The organism is Burkholderia arboris (assembly GCF_038723655.1).
Classification (GTDB): Bacteria; Pseudomonadota; Gammaproteobacteria; order Burkholderiales; family Burkholderiaceae; genus Burkholderia; species Burkholderia arboris.
This window is the reverse complement of sequence record NZ_CP109822.1, coordinates 2334336-2358129: the sequence shown is the minus strand read 5'-3', so window position 1 is coordinate 2358129 and position 23794 is coordinate 2334336. Positions and strand designations below refer to the sequence as shown.

General features: G+C 69.8%; 21 protein-coding genes. 9 read left to right on the top strand and 12 right to left on the bottom strand.

What is annotated here, in order from left to right:
• Window positions 1–9: 9 nt before the first annotated feature.
• Window positions 10–990 carry an aldo/keto reductase gene (locus OHZ10_RS27835; RefSeq protein WP_342705002.1) on the top strand — a complete coding sequence of 327 codons (981 nt, stop codon included), beginning with the start codon at window positions 10–12 and terminating at the stop codon, window positions 988–990.
• Between the two features lie 30 nt (window positions 991–1020).
• Here the strand turns inward: OHZ10_RS27835 and OHZ10_RS27830 are convergent, their stop codons facing one another.
• The 5 genes from OHZ10_RS27830 to OHZ10_RS27810 all read right to left on the bottom strand — a co-directional run bounded on the left by OHZ10_RS27830 (window position 1021) and on the right by OHZ10_RS27810 (window position 7308).
• Complete coding sequence (locus tag OHZ10_RS27830) at window positions 1021–1887, bottom strand: CPBP family intramembrane glutamic endopeptidase (protein WP_342705001.1); 867 nt, start codon at window positions 1885–1887, stop codon at window positions 1021–1023.
• Window positions 1888–1988: 101 nt separating this feature from the next.
• Window positions 1989–2645 carry a VC0807 family protein gene (locus tag OHZ10_RS27825; protein ID WP_059240359.1) on the bottom strand — a complete coding sequence of 219 codons (657 nt, stop codon included), beginning with the start codon at window positions 2643–2645 and terminating at the stop codon, window positions 1989–1991.
• Window positions 2646–2787: 142 nt separating this feature from the next.
• On the bottom strand, window positions 2788–4719 hold the full coding sequence (locus OHZ10_RS27820) for a HAMP domain-containing sensor histidine kinase (protein WP_342704999.1): 1932 nt from the start codon (window positions 4717–4719) through the stop codon (window positions 2788–2790).
• Between the two features lie 436 nt (window positions 4720–5155).
• A complete protein-coding gene (locus OHZ10_RS27815; protein ID WP_342705996.1) occupies window positions 5156–6220 on the bottom strand; it encodes a 2,3-butanediol dehydrogenase in 1065 nt (354 codons plus the stop codon).
• A 347-nt stretch (window positions 6221–6567) separates the two neighbouring features.
• Complete coding sequence (locus OHZ10_RS27810; RefSeq protein WP_342704998.1) at window positions 6568–7308, bottom strand: GNAT family N-acetyltransferase; 741 nt, start codon at window positions 7306–7308, stop codon at window positions 6568–6570.
• Between the two features lie 211 nt (window positions 7309–7519).
• On the opposite strand from OHZ10_RS27810, the gene OHZ10_RS27805 reads away from it, so the two are divergent.
• Window positions 7520–8731, top strand: a complete 1212-nt coding sequence (locus OHZ10_RS27805; protein ID WP_342704996.1) for a CynX/NimT family MFS transporter — start codon at window positions 7520–7522, stop codon at window positions 8729–8731.
• A 44-nt stretch (window positions 8732–8775) separates the two neighbouring features.
• Entirely contained in the window at window positions 8776–9258 is a 483-nt protein-coding gene (locus OHZ10_RS27800; protein ID WP_256086289.1) for a DUF3331 domain-containing protein, read from the top strand.
• A 24-nt stretch (window positions 9259–9282) separates the two neighbouring features.
• On the opposite strand, the gene OHZ10_RS27795 is transcribed toward OHZ10_RS27800, so the two are convergent.
• A complete protein-coding gene (locus OHZ10_RS27795) occupies window positions 9283–10485 on the bottom strand; it encodes a GNAT family N-acetyltransferase (protein WP_233464092.1) in 1203 nt (400 codons plus the stop codon).
• Between the two features lie 215 nt (window positions 10486–10700).
• Here OHZ10_RS27795 and OHZ10_RS27790 point away from each other — a divergent pair, with 215 nt between their 5' ends.
• The 5 genes from OHZ10_RS27790 to OHZ10_RS27770 all read left to right on the top strand — a co-directional run bounded on the left by OHZ10_RS27790 (window position 10701) and on the right by OHZ10_RS27770 (window position 16642).
• Complete coding sequence (locus OHZ10_RS27790; protein ID WP_342704993.1) at window positions 10701–12179, top strand: PLP-dependent aminotransferase family protein; 1479 nt, start codon at window positions 10701–10703, stop codon at window positions 12177–12179.
• A gap of 39 nt (window positions 12180–12218) precedes the next feature.
• Window positions 12219–12623, top strand: a complete 405-nt coding sequence (locus OHZ10_RS27785) for a hypothetical protein (RefSeq protein WP_226196377.1) — start codon at window positions 12219–12221, stop codon at window positions 12621–12623.
• A gap of 311 nt (window positions 12624–12934) precedes the next feature.
• Entirely contained in the window at window positions 12935–14530 is a 1596-nt protein-coding gene (locus OHZ10_RS27780) for a trypsin-like peptidase domain-containing protein (protein WP_342704991.1), read from the top strand.
• A 228-nt stretch (window positions 14531–14758) separates the two neighbouring features.
• The gene (locus OHZ10_RS27775; protein ID WP_340624869.1) at window positions 14759–15970 is read left to right on the top strand and encodes an MFS transporter; all 1212 of its coding nucleotides are present in this window, start codon (window positions 14759–14761) and stop codon (window positions 15968–15970) included.
• Between the two features lie 126 nt (window positions 15971–16096).
• Complete coding sequence (locus OHZ10_RS27770) at window positions 16097–16642, top strand: DUF4303 domain-containing protein (RefSeq protein WP_059240367.1); 546 nt, start codon at window positions 16097–16099, stop codon at window positions 16640–16642.
• 56 nt (window positions 16643–16698) lie between these two features.
• Here the strand turns inward: OHZ10_RS27770 and OHZ10_RS27765 are convergent, their stop codons facing one another.
• The 6 genes from OHZ10_RS27765 to cobA all read right to left on the bottom strand — a co-directional run bounded on the left by OHZ10_RS27765 (window position 16699) and on the right by cobA (window position 21796).
• The gene (locus OHZ10_RS27765) at window positions 16699–17397 is read right to left on the bottom strand and encodes a fumarylacetoacetate hydrolase family protein (RefSeq protein WP_342704989.1); all 699 of its coding nucleotides are present in this window, start codon (window positions 17395–17397) and stop codon (window positions 16699–16701) included.
• A gap of 115 nt (window positions 17398–17512) precedes the next feature.
• Window positions 17513–18454 carry a helix-turn-helix transcriptional regulator gene (locus OHZ10_RS27760; protein ID WP_059240369.1) on the bottom strand — a complete coding sequence of 314 codons (942 nt, stop codon included), beginning with the start codon at window positions 18452–18454 and terminating at the stop codon, window positions 17513–17515.
• 82 nt (window positions 18455–18536) lie between these two features.
• A complete protein-coding gene (locus tag OHZ10_RS27755) occupies window positions 18537–19136 on the bottom strand; it encodes a uracil-DNA glycosylase family protein (protein ID WP_342704988.1) in 600 nt (199 codons plus the stop codon).
• A 123-nt stretch (window positions 19137–19259) separates the two neighbouring features.
• Window positions 19260–20312 (bottom strand): CmpA/NrtA family ABC transporter substrate-binding protein, encoded by a 1053-nt coding sequence (locus OHZ10_RS27750; protein ID WP_059240371.1) that lies wholly within the window; start codon window positions 20310–20312, stop codon window positions 19260–19262.
• Between the two features lie 5 nt (window positions 20313–20317).
• Complete coding sequence (locus tag OHZ10_RS27745) at window positions 20318–20914, bottom strand: ANTAR domain-containing response regulator (RefSeq protein ID WP_059240372.1); 597 nt, start codon at window positions 20912–20914, stop codon at window positions 20318–20320.
• Window positions 20915–21034: 120 nt separating this feature from the next.
• Window positions 21035–21796, bottom strand: coding sequence for a uroporphyrinogen-III C-methyltransferase (gene cobA / locus OHZ10_RS27740; RefSeq protein ID WP_059240373.1), 762 nt, complete (start codon window positions 21794–21796; stop codon window positions 21035–21037).
• A gap of 658 nt (window positions 21797–22454) precedes the next feature.
• Here cobA and OHZ10_RS27735 point away from each other — a divergent pair.
• Window positions 22455–23780: an MFS transporter gene (locus OHZ10_RS27735; RefSeq protein ID WP_059240374.1), complete on the top strand. Its 1326-nt coding sequence runs from the start codon at window positions 22455–22457 to the stop codon at window positions 23778–23780.
• Window positions 23781–23794 lie beyond the last annotated feature (14 nt).

Below are 23794 nucleotides of genomic sequence, written 5' to 3'. Positions count from 1 at the left end.
AGGCGTGCAATGGAATACGTGAAATTCGGGTCGACCGGGCTGGACGTGTCGAAGCTGGTGCTGGGTTGCATGACGTTCGGCGAGCCGTTGCGCGGCACGCACCCGTGGACGCTGCCGGAAGCGGAGAGCCGCCCGATCATCCAGCGGGCGGTCGAAGCCGGCATCAACTTCTTCGACACCGCGAACATGTATTCGGACGGCACGTCGGAGGAGATCGTCGGCCGCGCGCTGCGCGATTTCACGAAGCGCGACGACGTCGTGATCGCGACCAAGGTGTTCTACCGGATGCGACCGGGGCCGAACGGCGCCGGCCTGTCGCGCAAGGCGATCATGACCGACATCGACCAGAGCCTGAAGCGGCTCGGTACCGACTACGTCGACCTCTACCAGATCCACCGCTGGGACTACGGCACGCCGATCGAGGAGACGCTCGAGGCGCTGCACGACGTCGTGAAGGCCGGCAAGGCACGCTATATCGGCGCATCGTCGATGTTCGCGTGGCAATTCGCGAAGGCGCTGCATATTTCGAAACAGAACGGCTGGACCCGCTTCGTCAGCATGCAGAACCACTTGAACCTGCTGTATCGGGAAGAGGAGCGCGAAATGCTGCCGCTGTCCGCGGACGAAGGCATCGCGGTGATTCCGTGGAGCCCGCTCGCGCGCGGGCGCTTGACGCGCAACTGGGACGAATCGTCGGAACGCCAGCAGAAGGACGAAGTCGGCCTGCGGCTGTACGACGCGACGGCGGAAGCCGACAAGGCGGTCGTCGAGGCCGTCGCGGCGATTGCCGCCGCGCGCAACGTGCCGCGGGCGCAGGTTGCGCTGGCGTGGGTCGCGCAGAAGCGCGGCGTGACCGCGCCGATCGTCGGCATCTCGAAGCCGCAGCAACTGGACGATGCACTCGGCGCGCTCGAGCTGCAGCTGACCGACGACGAAATCGCCACGCTCGAACGTCCATACGTGCCGCACGCGGTCGCCGGGTTCAACTGAGCGGCCGCGCGGGCGACGCTCGCGCCGCGCTCAGTGCGCAGCGGCGAGCATCGGGTAGGTGAACAGCCCGAAATGGACGACGTTCAGCCCCGCATGCGCGGTGGCGGCGGCGAGCAGGCCGCCGCGTCGCCACGCGAGGCCATAGCCGACGCCGGCCACCGTGCCGAGCACGATCCATTGCCAGCCGCCGGCCGCATGGGCGGCCCCGAACAGCACCGCGCCCGTCGCGAGCGCGGCCCACGGGCCCCACGCGTAGGCGCGGAGCGCGCGCGTCAGCCCGCCTTGCACGTAGCCGCGGAACAGGGCTTCCTCGGCGAGCGTGACCAGCAGCAGGTTATTGACGAGCCATAGCCAGCCCGACGGCGGCCACTTGGGCGCCCAGCCGACCATCCCGATCGCGAGTGCGCCCGCCAGGCACGCGGCGGCCGTTGCGACGGCCGCGACCACGCCGGTGCGCAGCGCGCGCGACAGTGCGACGTCGGGGGCGACCCACGGCAGCACCCACAGCAGCCACAGGGCGACGAGCGGCTTGTCGAAATTCAGGTACATCGTGAACGGTACGGCGTCCGGCGTGAAGCGCGTCGGCGCGATCACGCGCGGATTGTGGAAGCCGGGAAGCAGGTGCAGGCTCAGCGCGATCGCGAGCGCGGCAAAGACGAGGTGCGCGGCGATGCGCACCGCGAACGGGCGTTCGGGCAATACGCCCCAGGCCGCCGCAACCAGCAGCGCGAGCGGTGCCAGCGTGACCGGCGCGAGCTGGCCGAACGCCAGCGCGCCCGCATAGCCGAGCGCGGCGAGGCCGATGCTCAGGCCATGCAGCGGGCGATGCCAGGCGAATGCGGCGGCCGCGAACAGGGCGATCCAGATCGTGGCGCACGGAAGGAGCGAAAGGGACATGACAGGAGAGGCATTTGTCGGATGAGACGCCGCGCATCATACAGCAGCGGCCGTGACACGCCCTCGGGCCGGCGATGGCCGGGCGGCCGGCCTGCCGGGCGTCAGCGCCCGGCGGTCTCGGTGACGCCGTTGCGGCCCGGAATGTCGACGCTGTTGCGCACGCGCATCCGCCGCCGGTACCAGAACGTCCACGCCAGCAGACAGCCGAACACGGTGTAGCCGATGACCGGCGACACGACCAGCACGCGCTCGACCGGCCAGGTCATGACCATCCAGCAGCGCAACAGCATTTCGAGCGTCATGAAGGCGCCCCAGACGAACGTCATCAGCCGCAGCATCTGCCGCAGCCCCGGCTGCGCGTCCCAGACCGCTTCGAAATGGGCGGCGCCGCCGTCCATTTCGCGGGCCACGGTGGCGCGAGCGAGATAGAAGATCAGCGGGCGTTCACGGAACAGCGACAGCAGGAACACGACGCCGATCGTGCCCGACGCGAGCGATTCGCGCATCAGCAGCGTACGCGGGCTGCCGCCGAGCGCCATTCCGACGATCGAAAGAGCGATGCCGAGCAGCACGATGGCCGCCACCGCGTCGACGCGCCGCGAGCGGATGAATTCGATGATCGACCAGATGATCGGCGGAATCGCCGACGCGTACAGCGCGCCGGTTTCGCCGAAATGCGGATGCGCGACCCGATAGGCCACCCACGGCAGCACGAGGTTGACGAAGAGTTCGAGAATCAGTCCGGCTCGCGGTTTCACGGGTCGCAATTCCACGCAGGTTGGGGCGAACGCGCGAAAGGTGTGGTTGCCCCCGGTTGCCCCGAAAAGGGTTCGGTCCAGTATATCGAAGAATCGCGCCGGGCTGCGGTGTCGCAACCGCCGGTTGCCGGCGCCGGCGGCGTCACGCGTTGACCGCCGCCGGCAGCGTGATCGTGATCGTGGTGCCTTGCAGCACGGCGCTCTGCACGCGGATCTCGCCGGCGTGCCGTTCGACGACCGCCTTGACGAACGCCATGCCGAGCCCGACGCCGCTGGTTTCCGGTTGTCCGGCGGTGCGGAAGCGCCGGTAGCGTTCGAACAGCCGTGCCTGGTCCGCGCTGCCGATCCCGCATCCGTTGTCGCGGATCGTGCAGCGTACGGTCCTGCCGTCGGCGCCCGGTTCGACCCGGCATTCGACGCTCGTGAGCGGCGCGCTGTACTTGATCGCATTGTCCAGCAGGTTGATCAGCGCGCGCGACAGCAGGGCCGGGTCGCCCGGCACGATCGCGTCGTCGCGCCGTGGCACGTCGTCGATCGAGATATGTTTGCGGTGCGCGATCGGCCATACGGCGTCGCGCGCCTCGTTCATCAGGTCGGCGAGGTTGACCGGCACGCGCTCGTATTCGCTGGCCTCCGCGCGCGACAACTGCGCGAAACCGTCGGCCATCGCCAGCGTGTGGCGCGCGAGCTTGCCGATTCTCGCGCACTGTCGCTTCGTCTGCGCATCGCCCGCACGGTGTTCCTGCGCGTCGATCAGGATGATCAGCGACGTCAGCGGCGCGCGCATGTCGTGCGAGAACAGCGTCAGCATGTCGTTGCGCTGGCGTTCGAGCATGTCTCGGCGGACATACGCATTGCGCAATACCTCCAGCGCGTCGTGGATGCGGGTGATCTCGGGCCCGATCCCGCGCGGCATCGCGACGTGCGTCGTATCGCCGTCGCTGAGCGCGACGATCCGGCGGCCGAGCGTATCGAGCGGCTTGGACAGCAGCCGCTGCGTGCCGCGCGTGAGCGACAGCAGGATCGCGACGCTGAGCAGGGCCGCGATCGCCGACATCGCCACCTTGATCCGGGCCGTGTTCCGGTCCGAGACGGCGCGCCGCCGCGCCAAGTCGATCACGCGGTCGCGCAGCAGTTCGCAAGGCTGGAAGTACGGGACGATCGTCCTCGAGAAATCGGCGGCGCTCATCGGGTAGGCACCGGTCTGGCCGCTTGCGACGACCGTGTCGACGAGCGGGAGCAGGCGATCGTCGAACGCCGCGATGAGCTGCGCGTACGCGCGGGCGACGCCGGCATCGTCGAGCTGCGCGCCGATCGCGCCGTCGATCCGCGCGCGCAATTGCTCGATGCGGCCGCGCATCCGCATGATGTCCGCGAACTGCGGGCGGTCGAGCGCCTGCCGCCTGTACATCGGCGCAACGAGCAGCGAGCCCGTGCGTCCCGCGTATTCGCGGAGATCGCTCAGGAGCCGCGCCAGCAGGATCGCGCCCGACGTGTGCGGGTCGCCCATCGCCGTATCGGTCATCGCGCCGTCGATCAGCAGCGACACGGCGTCGACGACGCGGAACAGGCGCGCCTGCGCATGCTGGATCGCGTGGACGGTGCGTGATGCGAGCGGCCGGGCGTCGAGCGCGTCGACTTCCGCGCGGGCATCGGCGAGCGTGATCCGGATCGCGTCGAGCGAGCGCAGCAGGTTGCTGCGCTCGCGGTCGTCGAGCGCGGCGGCCTGCCCGATCGCGGTACGAAAGCGCGCGAGTGCCTGGTCGGAACGATCGCGTGCCGCGCGCAGGTTGCGCAGCTCCGTCGCATCGTCGCGCTGCCGGCGCACCAGCAGGTCGTTCGTCGGGCCGCGCTCGGCCGAGATCATGTTGGCGGCGGCCATCGCGCCGTGGATGAATTCGAAGCTTTGCAGATCGGCGTTTTCCTGCCGGTATTGCCGGACACTCCCCCAGATGATCGTGCCGCACAGCAGGGCCAGCAGCGTGGTGACGAGTGCAACGCCGATATGCGTCTTCTGCTGGATCGTCAGCGATCGAACGTTGTTTGCGCATTCCCGATTGAACGAGAGATTCATGACACACCCTGTTTGCAAGCTATCCCGGGAAGGCCCGTATTCTCGGCCTGTCGGCGCGATTGCGCCGCGCGGTTCAACAGGTGTTCCGCCGTCGCGGGGCGGCAACGATCGCGGCCGGGAAGCCGGATCGCGCGTGGCGCCGGATCGCCTTGCGCCACCTTCCTGTCGACACCGGAAGAATCGCGCTTGACCCGGGGAAACCCTGATCGTGCGCCAGGCGTGCGGCACGTTGCGGTGAATGGTTTGGATTGCGAATGTTCATGGATGCCGTTTCGCAACGGAGATCGGCATGACGGCCGCGTCCGGCGATGGCGGCAAGGAGAAGGGCGGCGGAGGGAAAGCGTCGGCAGGCAGGCGCGTCGCCCGTGTGCGGGCGACGCTCAACGGCGGACCAGAGGGGGACGCGGTGCGAATCGATACCGCACCGCGCGCGGCGTCAGGAGACGGCCGGCTGGACGATGATCTTCACGTTGCGGTCCTTGTGGTTGACCAGTTCCTCGAAGCCGTGTGCGACGATGTCGCCGAGCGCGATGCGTCCGGTGATGAGCGGCTGCACGTCGATGCGGCCGTCCGCGATGAAGCGGATGACATCCGCGAATTCGCCGTTGTACGCGAGCGAGCCGATCACTTCCTTCTCGGTCGACACGATGTCGAAGAAGTTGAACGGCGTCGGTTCCTCGAAGATGCCGACCATCACCGACTTGCCGGCCTTGCGGATCACGTCGATCGCGAGCTTCGCGGTGGCCGTGTGCCCGATGCACTCGAACGACACGTCGGCGCCGTAGCCGCCCGTCAGCGCCTTGACTTCCGCGATCGCGTCGGACGTCTTCGGATCGATGACGACGCTCGCGCCGACCTCCAGCGCCTTCTGCTTGCGCGCGGCCGACATTTCCAGCGCGATCACGCGCCCGGCGCCCGCGGCTTTCGCGCACATGATCGTGCACAGGCCGATCGTGCCCGCGCCGACCACGACGACGGTTTGCCCGACGATGTTGCCGGCCTTCTTCACCGCATGCAGCCCGACCGCGAGCGGTTCGATCAACGCACCGGCTTCGGTCGGGAAATGGTCGGGCAGCTTGTACAGCAACTCGGCCGGCACGTTCACGTATTCGGCGAACGCGCCGTTGTTCATCAGCCCGGTGAAAGCGAGGTTCTCGCAGATGTTGTACAGCCCGTGCCGGCAATACCAGCAGGTGCCGCAATGCTGGCAGGCGTCGGCCGTCACGCGATCGCCGACCGCGAAGCCGGAGACGCCCGCGCCCAGCTCGGCGATTTCGCCGCTGAACTCGTGACCGAGGATGCACTGGCCCTTCAGGCCCGTCAGCGGGTGCGGCGCGTCGACCGGGATGAATACGGGCCCGGCGACGTATTCGTGCAGATCGGAGCCGCAGATGCCGCACCAGTGCACGCGAATCGTGACCCAGCCAGCGGGCGGGCGCTCCGGAACGGGAACCTCTTCGACGCGGATGTCCTGGCGGCCATGCCAGACGGCGGCTTTCATGCGGGGGGCGGTGTTCGGTGCCGGTGTACTCACGTTGCTGTCTCCGTCGGGTTGTCGTCGGGCGCGAGGCGTGGCTGCCGGTGCGCCCGTCGCGCGATTGCGCGATCGACCGGTATGCAGGAACGGGGCCAGCGTGAATCGGGACGGGATGCGGCGCTCGGTCGGCGTGTGAAGTGTGCGGCGCAACATGCCGGCTTTCGTTGACGTAACGCAATCCGGCGGGTTGCGCGCGTCATGTTTGTTGCGACTGCGAAACGGTGAATCGGCTGAGACGCCGGGACATTCGTCTCAGCGAATGAGACGAATCGCGAGACGCATCACGATCGGCGGCACGATTCGATGCGCGTTCAGGCCAAGACTTCGTCCACCGAGACCGGTGCGAGCGGCGTGAATCCGGCGGCGCGGTACAGCGGCTGGCCGGCTTCGGTCGAGATGAGCCACACGCGCTGCGCGCCGCGTTGCCGCGCGTGCGCGACGATCGCGGCGAGCAGTTGCGTTGCAAGGCCGCGACGCCGGAATGCGTCCGCGGTTCCGACACGATCGACCACGATATCGCGCGGCGACGCAAAGCCGTAGCGTGCGGTGGCCGCGATCTGCCCGTCGAGCCGGTGCGCGAACAGGAACGCGGCCGGATTCGGCTGGAACGGCGGGAATGCGTCGCTGGCGTTGAACGCGTCGACGCCGCCCGGCGTATCGCAGGCAAGCGCATGTGCGAGTGCGTCGTTGCCGGACAGCACGCCGATATCGGCGGCCATGAAATGCTCGTCCGACAGCCGGCGTGTCCTGCCGTGCAGCGTGGGCGGCAGCGGGGCGGCGCCGTAGCGCGTGATCCACGCGCCGACGGCGAACGGGCCGTCGCCGGACACGGGCGCACCCTCGATCACGAAGTGCTCGAAAGGCCGGCCCATGCCGCCGTCGAACTGCACGACGTGGCCGTCCGGGCTGTCGCGCAGCGGTGCGTCGCGCCGGTCGCGCGCGGCGCAGTAGCCGGCGATGAAGGTGCGCACGGCCGCCTTGCGGCGGGGAAAGGCCGACCAGGCTTCGTCGAGCGGGAACAGCGTGACCGGGGCGGGGGAGGCGGTCGGCATGGGTGGGCGCGCAGCGTTGTCGGGACAAGGCCGACAGCTTAGATCAGGATGCCGCCGCGTGTCGCGCGGGCCATTGCTGCGATCGCTGAAATGCAGCGTTGCGCACATTACCCCTTTACTTGAAGTTAACTTCAATTTGTATCATGTGCGCCAGTCCGATTGCGAACGCGTGGACATCCCGTTGCACGCGGCCGTTTCAACGGAGGTGAAGATGACCGAAGCGCCTGTCGCGGCCGATGCCGCCATGCGGCCGTCGCGCAGCTACCGGGCCGCCGTCGCGAACGTCGTGCTGGCCAGCATCGTGTCGGCGTTGCATGTCGGCAAGGCGACGATTGCATTGCCGTCGCTCCAGCACGAGTTCGGCGGCTCGCTCGCATCGCTGAGCGGGATCATGTCGGTGTTTCCGTTCGTCGGCGTGTTCGGCGGGATCGCCGCCGGCCTGCTGGTGCGGCGCTGGGGCGACCGGCTGTTGCTGATGACGGGCCTCGTCATCCTCGGCCTGTCGAGCATCGCGGGCGCGTGGGCCGGCAGTTTCGCGCTGCTGCTGGCCACGCGCTTCGCGGAAGGGCTCGGCTTCGTGATCGTGGTGGTCGCCGCACCGGCCGTGCTGAACCGCGTGACGCCGCCCGAGCGGCGCAATCTCGCGTTCGGCCTGTGGAGCACGTTCATGCCGGCCGGCATGGCACTGTCGATGCTGGTCGGGCCGCTGCTCGGCGGTTGGCGCAACGGCTGGCTGGCGGCCGCGGCGCTCACGCTCGTCGCGGCGGCCGCGGTGCCGGTCACCACCTCGGCCGATGTCCCGTCGCGGCAGGCAAGCGCCACGCGCATCGGGCCTGCGCTGCGCGACGTGCTCGCGTCGCGCTCGACCACGCTCCTCGCACTGGGCTTCGCGACCTACAACGTGCAGTTCTTCGCGGTGATGACGTTCCTGCCGGTGTTCCTGATGCAGCGCCTCGGCGTTGCGGTGGGCGCGGCGGGGCTGATCAGCGCGGCAATCGTCGCCGCGTGCGTGACCGGCAACCTGACCGCCGGCTGGCTGTTGTCGCGCGGTGCGCGGCCGGGGATCGTGATGGCCGCGACGTCGATCGCGATCGGCGCGGCCGGCGCAGGGCTGTTCAGCGCGGCGACCCCCGCGCCGCTCGCGGTCGCGCTGGGTTTCGCGTTCTCGGCGATCGCCGGGATGCTGCCCGCGACGATCCTGGCCTGCGCGCCGGGCTCCGCACCGTCGCCGTCGCTGGCGCCGCTCAGCATCGGCTGGGTCGTGCAAGGCAACTATCTCGGCCAGGTGATCGGCCCGCTGACGATTGGCGCGATCGTCGGGGCATTCGGCTGGTCCGGCGGCATCGGCCTGATGCTCGCGGCGGCCGTCGCCGGCGCGGCGATCGGCCTGTCCTTGCTGCGCGAGCCGATGGGCCGGCGCTGAGCGCGGCGCCGGCGCCGTTCAACCTGCACGGAAATCCGTCAAGCATGTTCAACATCATGGAAAGCCTGATCTGCGAAGAAGACCTGTCGTGCGATGCACCGGCGTTGGACGATCACGATGCGATGCCGTCGCGCGGCGCCGGCGTCGCGCATCCGCTCGTGACGATCGGCCGTGCGCCGATTCCCGAGCACGCCGAGGCGGCGGTCTCGCCGTTGCGTCCGCAACTGTTCGTCACGGTGCTGGAGGCGGGCGACGACGGCCTGCTGATTCGTTGGGTCGAGAGCGGCCGTTGCCATTACGGCGAGCAACGCTGGCGCTTGCGCGTCGCGTTACAGCCCGGTCGCTGCGCGATCTCGGGGCAACCGATCGAGGCCGGCGAACCGGTGTTCCGGCCGGTGCGGCGGCCCGTGCCGGCCAATGGCGACGAGATGATCTGCCCGGCCTCGGTGCCAGGCGTGGCCGGCGCGTCGCGTGACGGCGCGCCGGGGGACGGCGACGCACGCGATCCGGCCGATGTCCACGGCTGAACACCGGCCGGTAGCGGGACGGCGTTACTTCTTCAGATCGTGCCGGTACTGGATGAAACCGCCATTGTTCGCGAGCTTGTCGTAGAGCGCACGTGCGGTCGTGTTGGTCTCGTGCGTGAGCCAGTACACGCGGCTCGCGCCGGCTTCGCGCGCGCGTTCGTACACGGCTTCGATCAGCGCGCCGCCTGCACCTTGCCCGCGTGCGTCGGGGGCGGTGTACAGGTCCTGCAGGTAGCAGTACGGCCCTTCCGTCCAGCACGAGCGGTGGTAGATCGAGTGCACGATCCCGACCAGTGCACCCGATGCGTCGAATGCGCCCAGCACGAACATCGGTTCGGCGGGATCCATCAGGCGCGCCCACGTGGTGGCGAATACCGCGTCGCTCAGCGCCGTGTCGTAGAACTTCTGATAACCCTGCCACAGCGGGCGCCACGCGGCTTCGTCGGCTGCAACGAGCGGGCGCACCGTGACGCGCGTGGCGTCGTTCGCGCGGCTGGCCGCATCGCGTTCGCTGGCTTGTGCGTGGCGGATCGCGGCGAGTGACTGGCGCTGGTTGCCTTCAGCGTCGAAGTTCCCGGGCGCAAGCCACGTTTCGAATGCGGCGCGGACGTCCGGCCATTCGCCGTCGATGATCGAGAACCACGCGGTGTCGCGGTTGCGGCCGCGATAGATGATCGCCTGCCGGAACGTGCCTTCGTAACGGAAGCCGAGCCGCGCGGCCGCCTTGCGCGACGGTTCGTTGAGGTCGTCGCACTTCCATTCGTAGCGCCGGTAGCCGAGCGTGTCGAACGCATACTTCATCAGCAGGAACTGCGCTTCGGTCGAGACCGGCGTGCGCTTGAGCAGCGGCGAGAACGTGACGGAGCCGACCTCGATCACGCCGTTGGCCGGATCGATGCGCATCAGCGCGAGCGTGCCGACCGCGCGGCCGGTGGCGCGATCGATCACCGTGTAGTGCAGCGGATCGGGGCTCGCCTGCGCGCCTCGCGCGTAGTCACGGTAGCTCGCCTCGTCGGCGTACGGGCCGTGCGCGAGATAGGTCCAGTCGCTGCCGTCGGGCGCTTGCGAGTAGGCCGCATACAGGTCGGCCGCATGGCGCTCGGCGTCGAGCGCTTCAAGCCGGCAGTAGCGGCCTTCGAGCGCGATGCGCTCCGGGCGCGGGCGCGCGGACCAGTCGGGAACGGGTTGGCCGATGGATTGCTGGAAAGCGTTGGTCAGCGTGGACAAGGTCGATCTCGCTTCGGTTGGCGGCCGGCGACATGCCGGCATGCAGACGATCGTAGTCCCGGCGAGGTACCATGAGAAGCGCCAGAGAGCGGTAAATTTATGGTGCCACGATATGTGGCCGCCCGCCGCCCGCCGCCCGCCGCCCGCCGCCCGCCGCCCGCCGTGCGCCGTGCGCCGTGCGCCGGATTCCGACACTTTCACGCTGCGACGTTCCGATGACGACTGCCTTTTCTCCCGGCGACGCGCCGTTGCTGCCGCTCGATGCGCCGCTGGCGCGCACGCCGGGCGCACCTTCGCTGCAGCGCCAGCTGTTGCGCCGCGTGCGCGACGCGATTCTCGGCGGCACGATGCCGGCCGGCACGCGGCTGCCCGGCACGCGCGCGCTGGCCGAGACGCTTGGCGTGTCGCGCAACACGACGGCCGCCGTTTACGAGCAGCTCGTCGCCGAGGGCTTCCTGCAGTCGGACCGGCGCGGCACGCGCGTGGTCGGGCTGTCGCGGCCCGCACCGCCGCGCCGGCGTGCCGCGCCGCCGGCCGTCGCGCAGCGGCTCGCGCGGATTCGCCCGAGCCTTGTCGGCACCGGCGAAACGGAAGGTTTCCGGCCTGGCGTGCCCGCGCTGACGCATTTCCCGGTGGACGCGTGGCGGCACGCGATCGACCGCGCGCTGCGCCGCGCCGGCCGCGACCTGCTGGCGTACGGCGATCCGCTCGGCGAGCCCGCGCTGCGCGAATCGATCGCACGCCACCTGGCCGTGACGCGCGGCGTGCGCTGCGATCCCGAGCAGATCGTGATCACGGAAGGCGCGCAGGGCGCGATCGCGCTGTGCGCGCAGTTGCTGACGAATCCCGGCGATACGGTGTGGGTCGAGGAGCCCGGTTATCGCGGCGCGCGTACCGCGATGCAGGCGGCCGACCTCGACGTCGTTCCGATGCCGGTCGACGCGGAAGGGTTGCACGCGGAAGAGGACGACTGGCGCGAACGGACGCCGCGCCTCGTCTACACGACGCCGTCGAACCAGTTCCCGACCGGCGCCGTGCTGTCGATCTCGCGCCGGCTCGCGCTGATCGATGCGGCGCGTCGCCATCGCGCATGGATCATCGAAGACGACTACGACAGCGAATTCCGTCACACCGGCGAGCCGATCGGCGCGATGCACGGGCTCGCGCCCGATTCGCCGGTCGTCTATCTCGGCTCGTTCAGCAAGACGATGTTTCCGGCGCTACGCATCGGTTTTCTCGTGCTGCCGGAGGCGTTGCTGGCCGCCGTGCGGCCGGTGCTGCCGGAGATGCTGCGCGGCGGGACGCGGCACGTGCAGCTTGCGCTCGCCGATTTCATCGAGACGGGCGAATACGGCCGGCATCTCGGGCGGATGCGCCGGCTGTATCGCGACCGGCGGCGATTGCTGCTTGCGGCGCTCGACGGCAACCTGAGCGTGCCGCATCAGGTCGAGGGCGGCCCGTGCGGGCTGCATCTCGCGCTGCGGCTGCCGGCGCGCTATCGCGACCGCGCGATCGTCGACGCGGCGCGCACGCACGGGATCGGGCCGTTTCCGCTGTCGGGCTTTTCGATCGATGCGGGGCGGGCGGGCAACGGGCTCGTGCTCGGTTTCGGCAATACGTCGGCCGATGCGTTCGAGCCGATGTTGCGGATGTTGTCGGCGATTGCGGAGCGGGTGGACGCGGGTGACGCGTGACGGTATGGTTCCGCCATTCGAACTTCCCGCTGACCGCTCATGACGACGCTCCGTCAATCATTCCTGTTCGTTGCCGTTGCCTGCGCATCGCTGGCGGCGGCCGTCACACACGCGCAACCCACGAGCGATGGCTTCATCTGCGATACCGACAAGCATCACGTCGTGATCGACCGCGTTGCGGATGGCGCATTGCGCTACCGTGCCTGGAACAAGCCGCGTCCGGTCGACCAGAAGCCGGACGTCGAAGTGCGCGGCGGCATGGAAGCAACGGGCGGAACGGATCCGTGCGTGAGCACCGACTGGTCGTTCAAGCGCGGCAATATCGTGTACTGGGTGTCGGACAGCGCCGCATGCACGGACGGCAAGCCGCCGCGCGGCGCTTACGGGATGGTCTCGGTGACGATCAACAAGGAATTCGCGGCGCGCTACTGGTGCGTCAAGTAACCCGCGTGTGGCGATGCTGTTCGGCCAAGGGCGGCGAGGCATTCTGCGCATGCCGGCTGCGCCGGTCTCTCGTGTCCGGTCAACGCCGGCGCAGGCCGCGTGATCGGATTTGTGCGGATTGACGAATCGCCGACTTTGTTCGAAACGACCGCCATCGCGGCTTCGCACCTGCCGCCTCCCGCCGGCATACGGGTTTCGATTCGTATGTTCCAACCGGCGCGTGGGCTATAAATGGATGCGTGTACCGGTGCTTGTCGGGCGCCTGCGCGTTTCGCGCAAGTTGGCGCCGCGACTGCCGGGGGAGGTGCACCGTGGTTTGCCAGACGCTTGCTCGCGCCGTGCTTCGCACCGCGTTGATCGGGGGCGTGTTTGCCGGATTCTTGCCGCCGCCGGCGGCCATTGCCGCCACCGTCGCGCCGCCTGCCGCGCCACGCGCGATGAAGCAGAGGGTGCCCGCCGTGCCGTATGCGATGCCGGTCGATTTCCCGGCGATCGTCGAGCGCTACGGCCCGGCGGTCGTGACCATCATGGCCACCGCACCCGACCAGCAATCCGGCGGCCCGTCCTTCGCGATCCTCGATCCCGACGATCCGCTCGCCGCATTCTTCCGGCACGACGCACCGCCGCCGGCGCAGGGGCCAGCGCAGGGGCCAGCGCAAGGGGCACAGGCTCCGCAGGCGCCGGCGCCCGACACGGCGCCTCGCGCGGTATCGGGTAGCGGCTCGGGCTTCATCGTCAGTGCCGACGGCCTGATCCTCACGTCGGCCCATGTGGTCGACGAAGCAACCGACGTGACGGTGCGGCTGACCGACCGCCGCGAATTCAAGGCGACGGTGCTGGCCGTCGATCCGCAAAGCGATGTCGCCGTGCTGCGCGTCAACGCGACGAAGCTGCCGTTCGTGCGCGTCGGTGATTCATCGAAGGTCCGCGCAGGCGAACCGGTGATGACGATCGGCGCGCCGGACGGATCGGGCAACACGGTCACGGCCGGCATCGTCAGCGCGACGTCGCACCGGCTGCCGGACGGCAGCGCGTTTCCGTTCTTCGAGACCGACATCGCGCCGAACCCGGACAACTCGGGCGGCCCCGTGTTCAATCGCGCGGGCGACGTGATCGGCATCGCGGTGCAGGTCTATACGGGCGCCGACCGCTACGCGACCGCGACGTTCGCGATCCCGATCGCGTTCGCGGCAAAGGTGCGCGCGCAGTTGCAGGCGCAACAGCAGGCCCAGATGCACGCGCAGCAGGCGCCGGCGCCGGGCGCGTCGCCCGGCAATGCGTTCGGCGTCGACGTCCAGGACGTCGGCGTCGGGCTGGCCGCGGCGTTCGGGCTGCCGCGTCCGGCCGGTGCGCTCGTCAACGGTGTCGCGCCCGGCTCGCCGGCTGCGGCCGCCGGACTGAAGCCCGGCGACGTGATCGTGAAACTGGGCGACAAGGCGATCGGCCGCTCGGCCGAACTGAACGACCTGGCCGCCGCGCTGCCGCCCGGCGAAAAGGCGCCGCTGCGGGTGATCCGCAACCGCGCGCCGGTGATGCTGACGATTACGGGCGCCGACGAGGCGGCCGGCACCGCGGGTGCGGCTGCGGGCATGGCCGCGCCGGCGCTTGCTGCGCGGCCGGGGCCGGCCGCCGGCGACCGCGGCGATCGCCTCGGGCTGACGATGCACGCGCTGAGCGACGACGAGCGCCGTTCGACGGGGCTTGCGGTCGGGATGATGGTCGACGCGGTGCACGGCCCGGCGGCGAGCGCGGGCATCCAGCCGGGCGACGTCGTGCTGGAGCTCAACGACACGCTGCTCGAGACGCCGGACGACGTGCAGTCGCTCGAAGCGAGCGGCGGCAGCGTGATCGCCGTGCTGATCCAGCGCAACAACGCGCGGAAGTTCGTGTCGGTGCGCGCGCGTTAGGGCGTTGACGCGGCCGGCGCCCTCCGCCTAACATCGTCCGGTATCGCTGGCAGCCAGCCACGCCTTCAGGAGCCATTCGGCATGAAAACGGCTTGCTTCATCGTAGTAGTCCACAGGCGCAGGGTCCGGTAGCGGCACCGCGCCGGCACCCATGCGCCCCCGACTCGTTCGGGGGCTTTTTTTTGCGTTGCGCACGGCCATGCGGCGCGTGCGCGGAGGGCCATCCGCTTGCAATCGAACCTGTCGTCCGTGTCCGAACCGGCGTCGCCGCGACATGCGACGCTGATCCTGCTGTGCGCGCTCTCGGTACTGCCGCTGAGCCTGTTCCTGCCGTCATTGCCGGCGATCGCGCGCGACCTGCACGCCGACTATGCGCTCGTCGCACTGTCGCTCGGCGGTTACGCGGCGGTGGCCGCGTCGCTCGAGTTCGTGACGGGGCCGCTGTCGGACCGGTTCGGGCGGCGGCCGATCGTGCTGACGAGCGTTGGCGTGTTCGCGCTCGGCTCGCTCGGCTGCGCATTGGCGACCGATATCCGCATGTTTCTCGCATGCCGCCTGATGCAGGCGGCGATCACGTCGGTCTATCCCGTGTCGATGGCGACGATCCGCGATACCGGCGGCGGCGCGCGCGCAGCGAGCCGGATCGGCTATGCGGCGATGGCCGCCGCGTTCGCGCCGATGCTCGGCCCGACGCTCGGCGGCGCACTCGATCAGATGGCCGGATGGCGCGCGGGTTTCGGGTTGCTCGGCGCAGCCGGCATCGCGCTGTTCGGCTGGTGCGCATTCGATCTCGTCGAAACCCATGCGAACCGCTCGTCGAGTTTCCGGCAGCAGCTTCGTGCGTATCCGGCGCTGCTCCGCGCGCGCCGTTTCTGGGCCTATGCGTTTTGCATGGCGTTTTCGACGGGCGCGTTCTACGCGTTCCTGGCCGGCGCGCCGCTCGCCGCGAAAACGGTGTTCGGCATTGCGCCGGCGGAGATCGGCGTCTACATGGGGACGATCACGGCCGGGTTCGTCGGGGGCAGCTTTCTGGCCGCGCGTGTCGCGCGCCGCTACGCGCTGGCCACGACGATCCTGTGCGGACGGATCGTCGCGTGTACGGGCCCGTTGATCGGCCTTGCACTGATATCCGGCGGCGCGACGCATGCGCTTGCATGGTTCGGGCCGTGCGTGCTGGTCGGCATCGGCAACGGGCTGACCAATCCCGGCGCCCACGCGGGTGCGTTGTCGGTGCGCCCGGAGCTGGCGGGCAGCGCATCGGGGCTGGCCGGCGCGATGACGATCGCCGGCGGCGCCGCGTTGTCGTCGCTGACGGGCGCGGTGCTGACCGCCGGCAACGCCGGTTATGTGCCGCTCGCGATGATGCTGCTGTCGGCGGCGATTGCGCTGGCGGCCGCCTTTTGCGTGCGGGCGTTCGATGCACGGGACGCCGCGCGATGACCGCGGGTGCGGCCCGGTACCGTGTCGCGGCCGAATGACGGACAATCCGTCGCATACCGAGAGACGACGCACCCTCCGCGAGCCATGTTCCCCGACGCGCGCGAAGGGTGACTGGACGAGGATGCGATGAGCGACTTTTCAGATTTCCAGCGGGACATTGCCGATGCCGCGCGGGCGACCTTCAAGGCACTGCGGGCGTTGCACCCGGACGAGCATTTCTACGTGTTCGCGCTGTATACGGACAGTGGCGCGATGACGGTGGTGCCGGCGGCCAATTCGATCGAAGGGTTGCGCCGGATCCGCGCGCAACGGGCGATCGCGGACGACGATCCGGCGCCCTGGTACAGGTGGGGTTCTGCCGAATGGGCCTATGAGGCGGCAGAAGCGTCGCCGTTCAATGCGATCTGCGGCAGGCTGGCCGACGAAGTGCTGAGCCCGCAATTTGCGCAGTCGCGATTCGCGGAGTTCACCCGGCAACTGCACGCCGACATGATCGAAGGATTGCGGCTGCTCGACCGCGAGGGCCTGTTCGGCACGGGCGAGGAGCGGGCGGCGATCACGCTGTTCGTGTCGATCAGCGACGACGACGCAGCCAGGGCGCTGGAAAACGCCTCGGCGAAAGCGCTGAATCCGCCGGCCGTCGCCGACGCATTCCTGCGCCGTTTCGGCTGACCTGCATCGGGATATCGCACGGCGGCCCCGGACGGGCAGCCGCCGCGCACGCGTCATTACGGCTTGGCGCCCACCACGAATTCGAACGTCGCGACGCCGTCGACGCCGCCCGTCACGCGGTCGCCCGGCTGCAGCGCACCGACACCGGCCGGCGTGCCGGTGAAGATCAGGTCGCCGGCCTTCAGCTCGACCGAGCGCGACACGTACGCGATGACATCGGGCACCGCCCAGATCATGTCGGCCAGGTCACCTTGCTGACGCGTGTCGCCGTTGACCGCGAGCCAGATGCGGCCCGCCGCCGGGTGGCCGGTGGCCGATGCCGCGCGCAGTGCGGTCACGGGGCCCGACGCATCGAAACCCTTCGCCCAGTCCCACGGACGGCTCAGCTTCTTCGCTTCGGCCTGCAGGTCGCGGCGCGTGAGGTCGACGCCGACGCCGTAGCCCCACACGTGCGACAGCGCGTCGGCCGAGTCGATCGACCGGCCGTCCTTGCCGATCGCGACGACCAGCTCGATTTCATGATGGAGGTCGTTCGTCAGCGGCGGATAGGCGACCGTGCCGCTGGCCGGGACGATCGCATCGGCCGGTTTCGTGAAGAAAAACGGCGGTTCGCGGTCGGGATCGGCGCCCATTTCACGGGCATGGTCGGCGTAGTTGCGGCCGACGCAAAATACGCGGCGCACCGGAAAGCGCGCGGACGACTGTTCGACTTCGACGGAAGGACGCTCGGCAGCGTCGATGACATAGGCGGACATCGGATGGCCTCGTTCGGTAGGAAGACGGAGGCCGGCGCACGGGCCGGCATGCGTGAAACGATACCCGACGAACGTGCGCCCGGATGCGACGCAACTGCGTTTTACCGGGACAAATCTACGCGTCCGCGGCCGGCGGCGTGTCGTCGCTGTCCGGCAGCGAGGCATTCGCGTCGCGGTAGGCCTTCGGCGACAGGCCGACCCGCGCGCGGAAGCGCCGCGCGAAATAGCCTTCGTCGCGGAAGCCGACCGAACGCGCGATGTCCGCGATGCGCCGGCTCGTATGGGCCAGCAGCGACTGCGCAAGCGCGATCCGGCGCTCGGTCACGAGATCGGTGAACGTGCTGCCGGTTTCCTTGCGGACCAGGTGCGCGAGGTAGTTCGGCGACAGGAACGCGGCCTCGGCGGTCGCGGCGAGCGTCAGGTCCTCGCGGGTCAGGTTCGCGCGCACGTGGCGCAGCACGCGTGCGAGCGCATCGCGCCGGCCCGCACGCTGGGCGCCGCGCTGCGCGAGCTTGTCGAGCGCGCCCGCGTACTGCGTGCAGACGAGCCCGATCAGCTGCAGCAGGTAGCCGCGCAGCAAGGTGGTCGAGCCGAACGTGCGCACGCGATCGGTGTCGAGCATGCACAGCGCGAGGCGGCGCGCTTCGTCATACGAGTCGCCGGTCAGGATGAAATCGAGATGCTCCTGGAAACGGAACGGCGTCAACTCGGGAAAGCGGTGCGCGGGCACGTCCTCGAGATCGAGCGGATCGACGTCAAGATCGGCGCGCAGGAACGCCTGGCTGAAGTTGATCACGATGAAATGCGCGCCTTCCGGATGCGGGATCAGGTGCTCGCGGTGCGGCAGCACGAACGCGAGCGCGCCGCGCGGAAACGGCCGCGTGACGCCGCCGATCCGCTGTTCGGTGTCGCCGCCGAGGTTGAACTGGATCTGGAAATACGCGTGCCGGTGCGGCTCGGTGATTGCCTGGCGCGAGGCCTGGTCGCGGATGTAGAAGTCGAGCCGGTCGCTGCGTTCGGGCATCCCGTACAGGCGCGGCGGGGCGATGGAGGGCATGAAGGATTCTGCTGTTCGTGACGCGGTTGAGCCGCGATGGTACAGCGAACCGGGCGCGACGGGGACGGCCGCGGTCGCGCGGTCAGCCTTGCACGAGCGGCGCGACCCGGCGCCGCAGCTCGGGCACGACCTCGGCGTCGAACCACGGGCGATGCATGAACCATGCCTGGTTGCGCGGCGACGGATGCGGCAGCGGCAGGACGTCGGGGCCGTAGTCGCGCCATGCCTGCACGGTGTCGGTCAGCGTGGCCTTGCGCGCATCGCGAAGGAAATGCCGCTGCGCGTACTGGCCGATCAGCAGCGTCAGCCGGATCGACGGCAGTTCGGCCAGCAGCCGGTCGATCCACAGTTGCGCGCATTCGGGGCGCGGCGGGTTGTCGCCGCTCGCGCCGCGGCCCGGGTAGCAGAAACCCATCGGCACGATCGCGAAGCGCATCTCGTCGTAGAAGGTCTCGGCGTCGACGTCGAGCCAGCCGCGCAGCCGCTTGCCGCTCGCGTCGTCCCACGGGATGCCGCTCGCATGGACGCGCGCGCCCGGCGCCTGCCCGACGATCAGGATGCGCGCGTCGCGATGGGCGCGCACGACGGGGCGCGGGCCGAGCGGCAGGTCGGCTTCGCAGGCACGGCACGCGCGGATTTCGGTGAGCAGCACGTCGAGCGGCGCGCGCGTTCGTTTCGACATCGGTTCTGAGCGGGGGCGGAGTGGCAAGGCGGTGTCGCACGGGCGGCGCAGGCAGCCGCCGGGCGCCCCGGATCGGCGTGGCGCGGCCCGGGAGCACGCGCCTGTCGCACCGCACGGCACGCATCAGGCCCGCGACGGACCCGCTGCGCTGCCTTCGGCGACCGCTGCGTCATACAACGCGGTCTGCGCGATCGCCGCGGCGATTCCCGCGTCGTCGTGCGAACCGTCGAGCATGCCCCAGCGCCGGTATTGCGACAGGAACCACTGGCCTTCGCGCGGATCGGGCCGGTTCACGGTGCCGCCGTCGTGAAAGCGGATCGGCAGCGGCGGCGCGGCGAACGGCCCCGCGCCGTAATCGCCGAGCAGGCGCGGCGCGATCAGCCGGGCCGGCACGCCGAGCGCATCGGGCGACGCGAGCCAGTCGGCCGCCTCGCGGCGGTGCGCGGCGCTGTCGAGCCACGCGCACGCATCGACGAGCGTGCGGATCAGCGCGCGCGCGGTGGCCGGATACAGCGCGACGAAGTCGCGCCGGGTCGCGAGCACCTTCTCCGGATGATCGGGCCAGATCTCGCTCGTGACGGCGACGGTCCGGCCTGCGCCGCATGCGTCGGCCACCGCGTGCCACGGCTCGCCGGAACAGAAGCCGTCGAGCTCGCCGCTGGCGAGCGCGGCGACCATCTCCGGCGGCGGGATCACGACGCTGCGCACGTCGCGCAGCGGATCGACGTCATGCGACGCGAGCCAGTGGTTCAGCCACATCGCGTGCGTGCCGGTCGGGAACGTCTGCGCCAGGAGCGGCTTGCGGCCGAGCGTCGCGAAGGCGGCGCGCACGCTCGCGGTTTCACGGTACGCGTCGGCGAGCCCGCGCGACAACGTGATCGCCTGGCCGTTGCGGTTCAGCACCATCAGCGCGGCCATGTCGGCCTGCGGGCCGCCGATGCCGAGCTGCAACCCGCAGACGAGCCCGTACAGCGCATGCGCGGCGTCGAGTTCGCCGCTCAACAGCTTGTCGCGCACGGCGGCCCAGGACGGCTGGCGGCTCGGTTCGAGCGTGAGGCCGTGACGCGCGCCGAGGTTCAGGCGCTGCGCGACGATCAGCGGGGCCGCGTCGCTCAGCGCGACGAACCCGAGGCGAAGATGCGCGCGTTCCGGCGCGGCGGGAGGTGAGGTATCCATGGCAGTCATGACTGGGGTGAAGCGTCGAGCAGTTGTCGCGCGACGTCGACGATGCGCAGGCCCTGATCCATCGCACGCTTGCGCAGCGCCGCGTACGCGTCGTGTTCGGACAGCTTGCGCTGGTCCATCAGCACGCGTTTCGCGCGGTCGATCAGCTTGCGCTCCGCGAGTTCGCGCTCGACGTCGGCCAGCCGGCGGCGCAGTGCATCGTCGTGCGAGAAGCGCGCGAGCGCGACTTCGAGAATCGGTGCGAGACGCTCGGCCGACAAGCCTTCGACGAGATACGCGCTGACGCCCGCGCCGACCGCCGCGCGGATCAGTTCCTGGTCGGCGTCGTGGCTGAACATCAGCACGGGGCGCGGTGCGGTCGCGTGCATGACCGCGAGCTGCTCGAGCGTGTCGCGCGACGGCGAATCGGTGTCGATGATCACGACGTCAGGGCGTTGTTCCTCGACGGCCGCCGGCAGGCGCGCGGGCGTCGCGACGTCGTTCAGCATCTCGTAGCCGAGGCGCGCGAGCGCGTCGCCGAGCTCGCCGATCGGCTTGTCGGTGTCGGTGACGAGCAGCACGCGCAGGCGGGCGGACAGGGCAGGCGAACTCATGAGGCGGGCGACAGGGGCAATGGGGCTTCGGTGCAAGTTGCTGACGACGTATGCAGGCCGGACGCGCGGCCGGTGGTGGCGGGAACGGGAAGCGGCCGAAGCCGCACGATGCCGGGCATGTCACGCGGCTCTCGAAAACGCCGCTTCGGTGGCGGCGTCCGTGCCTTGCACGGCTGCTTCGCCGATCGCCCCGCCGACGAGGATCACGGCCGGGCTGCCGAGCCGCGCGGCCTCGATGCCGTGTGCGAGCGTGCCGAGCGTGCCGGTCCAGCGGCGTTCGTCGGGCGTGCCGGCCCATTGCACGGCCGCCGCCGGGGTCGACGCGGGCAGCGCGGCGAGCAGGCCCGCCGCAAGGCTGTCGACGCGGCTCATCCCCATGTAGATCGCCAGCGTGGTGCCGGTGGCCGCGAGCCGTGCCCAGTCGGGTTCGCCGTGGTCCTGGCGGTGCGCGGTGACGAACGTGACGCCCTGGCAGTGCTCGCGGTGCGTGAGCGAGATGCCGAGGCTCGCGGCGGCCGCGAATCCCGACGAGATGCCGTTGACGATCTCGACCGGAATCGCGGCTGCGCGCAGCGTCGCGAGTTCTTCGCCGGCGCGCCCGAACAGCAGCGCGTCGCCGCCTTTCACGCGTACCACGTGTGCGCCGCGCAGCGCGTAGCGGCGCATCAGTTTCTCGATGAAGGCCTGCGGCGTGGAGCGGCAGCCGCCGCGCTTGCCGACGCGGATCACGCGCGCCTGCGGGGCGAGTTCGACGATGCCGGGCGCGACGAGATCGTCGAGCAGCAGCACGTCGGCGGCGGCCAGCGCTTTCACGGCCTTCAGCGTGAGGAGATCGGGATCGCCGGGGCCGGCGCCCAGCAGCGTGACTTTGCCAGTCGTCATGTCGTGTTCCTGTGCCGCATCGCGAGCGTGCGGCGGTCTGCTAACGCGTTGTCTGCGCGGCGGCGGCGGGCGGTCGAAACGCACCGGCATCCGGCCGTGCCGCGCACGGGGGGACACCGTTGTCCTGACGGGCCCACCGTGAAGGGCGGGCAGGGTTTGCGGGGACTGCCCACCGGCGCCGTTGCCGGTGTGATGGATGAGGTTGAGCAATATCCGGGCCAACCCGGGCAACACATGGTGACCGCGTGGCGCGACGCACCGCGCGCCGGCCGCACGTATGCAGCCGGCCGCGGCGTGCGGCCGTCCGCAATGCCGCATCGGTGTGCATCGTGCCCCGCCAGCGCGCACCGCGATGTCGCACGGCGACAGTGCTGCAGCGCACCACATCTGTGCCTCGCTGCATCTCGGCGCATCGTGCGTCGTGTGCCGCAGCGGGCCATACCCTCGCCGCGAGCCTTGTACGGCGGGGCTGTGAGCAGGATTTTCGATGACATGGCACGGCGTTTGCGTAAGCTGGTCCGGGCGGATCAATGGCGATTCGCTCGCAGTACCGATTACAGACGCGCCCGGCAACGGGCTTCATGGGCAACGGCGTCCTACGCATCGGGTCTCGACGAGACCGGGTGCGCAGGACGCCGTTTTTCGTTTGGCGGATGACATGACCGACAAAGCTACCCGTATCGATCTCTTCAGCTTCCGCACCGCGCCGATGCGCGCGTTCCACATGACGTGGATGGCGTTCTTCGTGTGCTTCTTCGCATGGTTCGCGTGCGCGCCACTGATGCCGCTCATCGCGCGCGAATTCCACCTGACCGCGGCTCAGGTCGCCAACATCAACATCGCCGCGGTGGCCGCGACGATCGCCGTGCGGCTGCTGGTCGGCCCGCTGTGCGACCGCTTCGGCCCGCGCCGCGTGTATGTCGGTCTGCTGCTGCTCGGCGCGATCCCGGTGTTCGCGGTGTCGTTCACGCACGACTACCTGTCGTTCCTGATCTGCCGGCTCGGCATCGGCGCGATCGGCGCGGGCTTCGTGATCACGCAGTACCACACGTCGGTGATGTTCGCGCCGAACGTGGTCGGCACCGCGAACGCGACGACGGCCGGCTGGGGCAACGCAGGGGCGGGCGCGACGCAGGCGCTGATGCCGCTGCTCGTCGCCGCCGGCCTGATGCTCGGCTTCGGCGAGGATTCGTCGTGGCGCATGGCGCTGGTCGTGCCGGGCGTGGCGATGCTCGTGATGGCGTGGGCGTACTGGCGCTTCACGCAGGACTGCCCGCAAGGCGACATCGTCGCGCTGCGCAAGGAAGGCGTGACGGTCGACAGTGGCAAGAAGGGGGGCTGGGCGAGCTTCTTCGCCGCGTGCGGCAACTATCGCGTGTGGATGCTGTTCGTCACGTACGGCGCGTGCTTCGGCGTCGAAGTGTTCATCCACAACATCGCCGCGCTGTACTACGTCGATCACTTCAGCCTGTCGTTGAAGGACGCCGGTTTCGCGGTCGGCCTGTTCGGGCTGCTCGCGCTGTTCGCCCGAGCGCTCGGCGGCTGGCTGTCCGACAAGATCGCCGCGCGCCGCAGCCTCGACGTGCGCGCGACGCTGCTGTGCGCACTGATCATCGGCGAAGGGCTCGGGCTGATCTGGTTCTCGCATGCGCAGAGCGTCGGCATCGCGCTCGTCGCGATGGTGACCTTCGGCCTGTTCACGCACATGGCGTGCGGCGCGACCTACGCGCTGGTGCCGTTCATCGACCGCAAGGCGCTCGGCGGCGTCGCCGGGATCGTCGGTGCGGGCGGCAACGTCGGCGCGGTGGCCGCGGCGTTCCTGCTGAAGGGCGTCGGCGACGTCCAGCAGACGCTGAGCATGCTCGGCCTCGCCGTCACCGCCACCGCGCTGTGCGCGATGGCCGTGCGCTTCAGCGAAGAACACAAGGCGCGCGAAGCCGAACTGCGCGACCGCGCGCTGGCCGCCGCCAACGCCGCGAACTGATCGACCGAAGGAAT

Bases quoted from the DNA above. Each gene is read 5' to 3' on its own strand.
- cobA (WP_059240373.1), bottom strand. From the start codon at position 21,796: ATGACGACTGGCAAAGTCACGCTGCTGGGCGCCGGCCCCGGCGATCCC.
- OHZ10_RS27835 (WP_342705002.1), top strand. From the start codon at position 10: ATGGAATACGTGAAATTCGGGTCGACCGGGCTGGACGTGTCGAAGCTG.
- OHZ10_RS27770 (WP_059240367.1), top strand. From the start codon at position 16,097: ATGAGCGACTTTTCAGATTTCCAGCGGGACATTGCCGATGCCGCGCGG.
- OHZ10_RS27750 (WP_059240371.1), bottom strand. From the start codon at position 20,312: ATGGATACCTCACCTCCCGCCGCGCCGGAACGCGCGCATCTTCGCCTC.
- OHZ10_RS27790 (WP_342704993.1), top strand. From the start codon at position 10,701: ATGACGACTGCCTTTTCTCCCGGCGACGCGCCGTTGCTGCCGCTCGAT.
- OHZ10_RS27820 (WP_342704999.1), bottom strand. From the start codon at position 4,719: ATGAATCTCTCGTTCAATCGGGAATGCGCAAACAACGTTCGATCGCTG.
- OHZ10_RS27745 (WP_059240372.1), bottom strand. From the start codon at position 20,914: ATGAGTTCGCCTGCCCTGTCCGCCCGCCTGCGCGTGCTGCTCGTCACC.
- OHZ10_RS27810 (WP_342704998.1), bottom strand. From the start codon at position 7,308: ATGCCGACCGCCTCCCCCGCCCCGGTCACGCTGTTCCCGCTCGACGAA.
- OHZ10_RS27755 (WP_342704988.1), bottom strand. From the start codon at position 19,136: ATGTCGAAACGAACGCGCGCGCCGCTCGACGTGCTGCTCACCGAAATC.
- OHZ10_RS27765 (WP_342704989.1), bottom strand. From the start codon at position 17,397: ATGTCCGCCTATGTCATCGACGCTGCCGAGCGTCCTTCCGTCGAAGTC.
- OHZ10_RS27830 (WP_342705001.1), bottom strand. From the start codon at position 1,887: ATGTCCCTTTCGCTCCTTCCGTGCGCCACGATCTGGATCGCCCTGTTC.
- OHZ10_RS27735 (WP_059240374.1), top strand. From the start codon at position 22,455: ATGACCGACAAAGCTACCCGTATCGATCTCTTCAGCTTCCGCACCGCG.
- OHZ10_RS27800 (WP_256086289.1), top strand. From the start codon at position 8,776: ATGTTCAACATCATGGAAAGCCTGATCTGCGAAGAAGACCTGTCGTGC.
- OHZ10_RS27805 (WP_342704996.1), top strand. From the start codon at position 7,520: ATGACCGAAGCGCCTGTCGCGGCCGATGCCGCCATGCGGCCGTCGCGC.
- OHZ10_RS27760 (WP_059240369.1), bottom strand. From the start codon at position 18,454: ATGCCCTCCATCGCCCCGCCGCGCCTGTACGGGATGCCCGAACGCAGC.
- OHZ10_RS27785 (WP_226196377.1), top strand. From the start codon at position 12,219: ATGACGACGCTCCGTCAATCATTCCTGTTCGTTGCCGTTGCCTGCGCA.
- OHZ10_RS27815 (WP_342705996.1), bottom strand. From the start codon at position 6,220: ATGAAAGCCGCCGTCTGGCATGGCCGCCAGGACATCCGCGTCGAAGAG.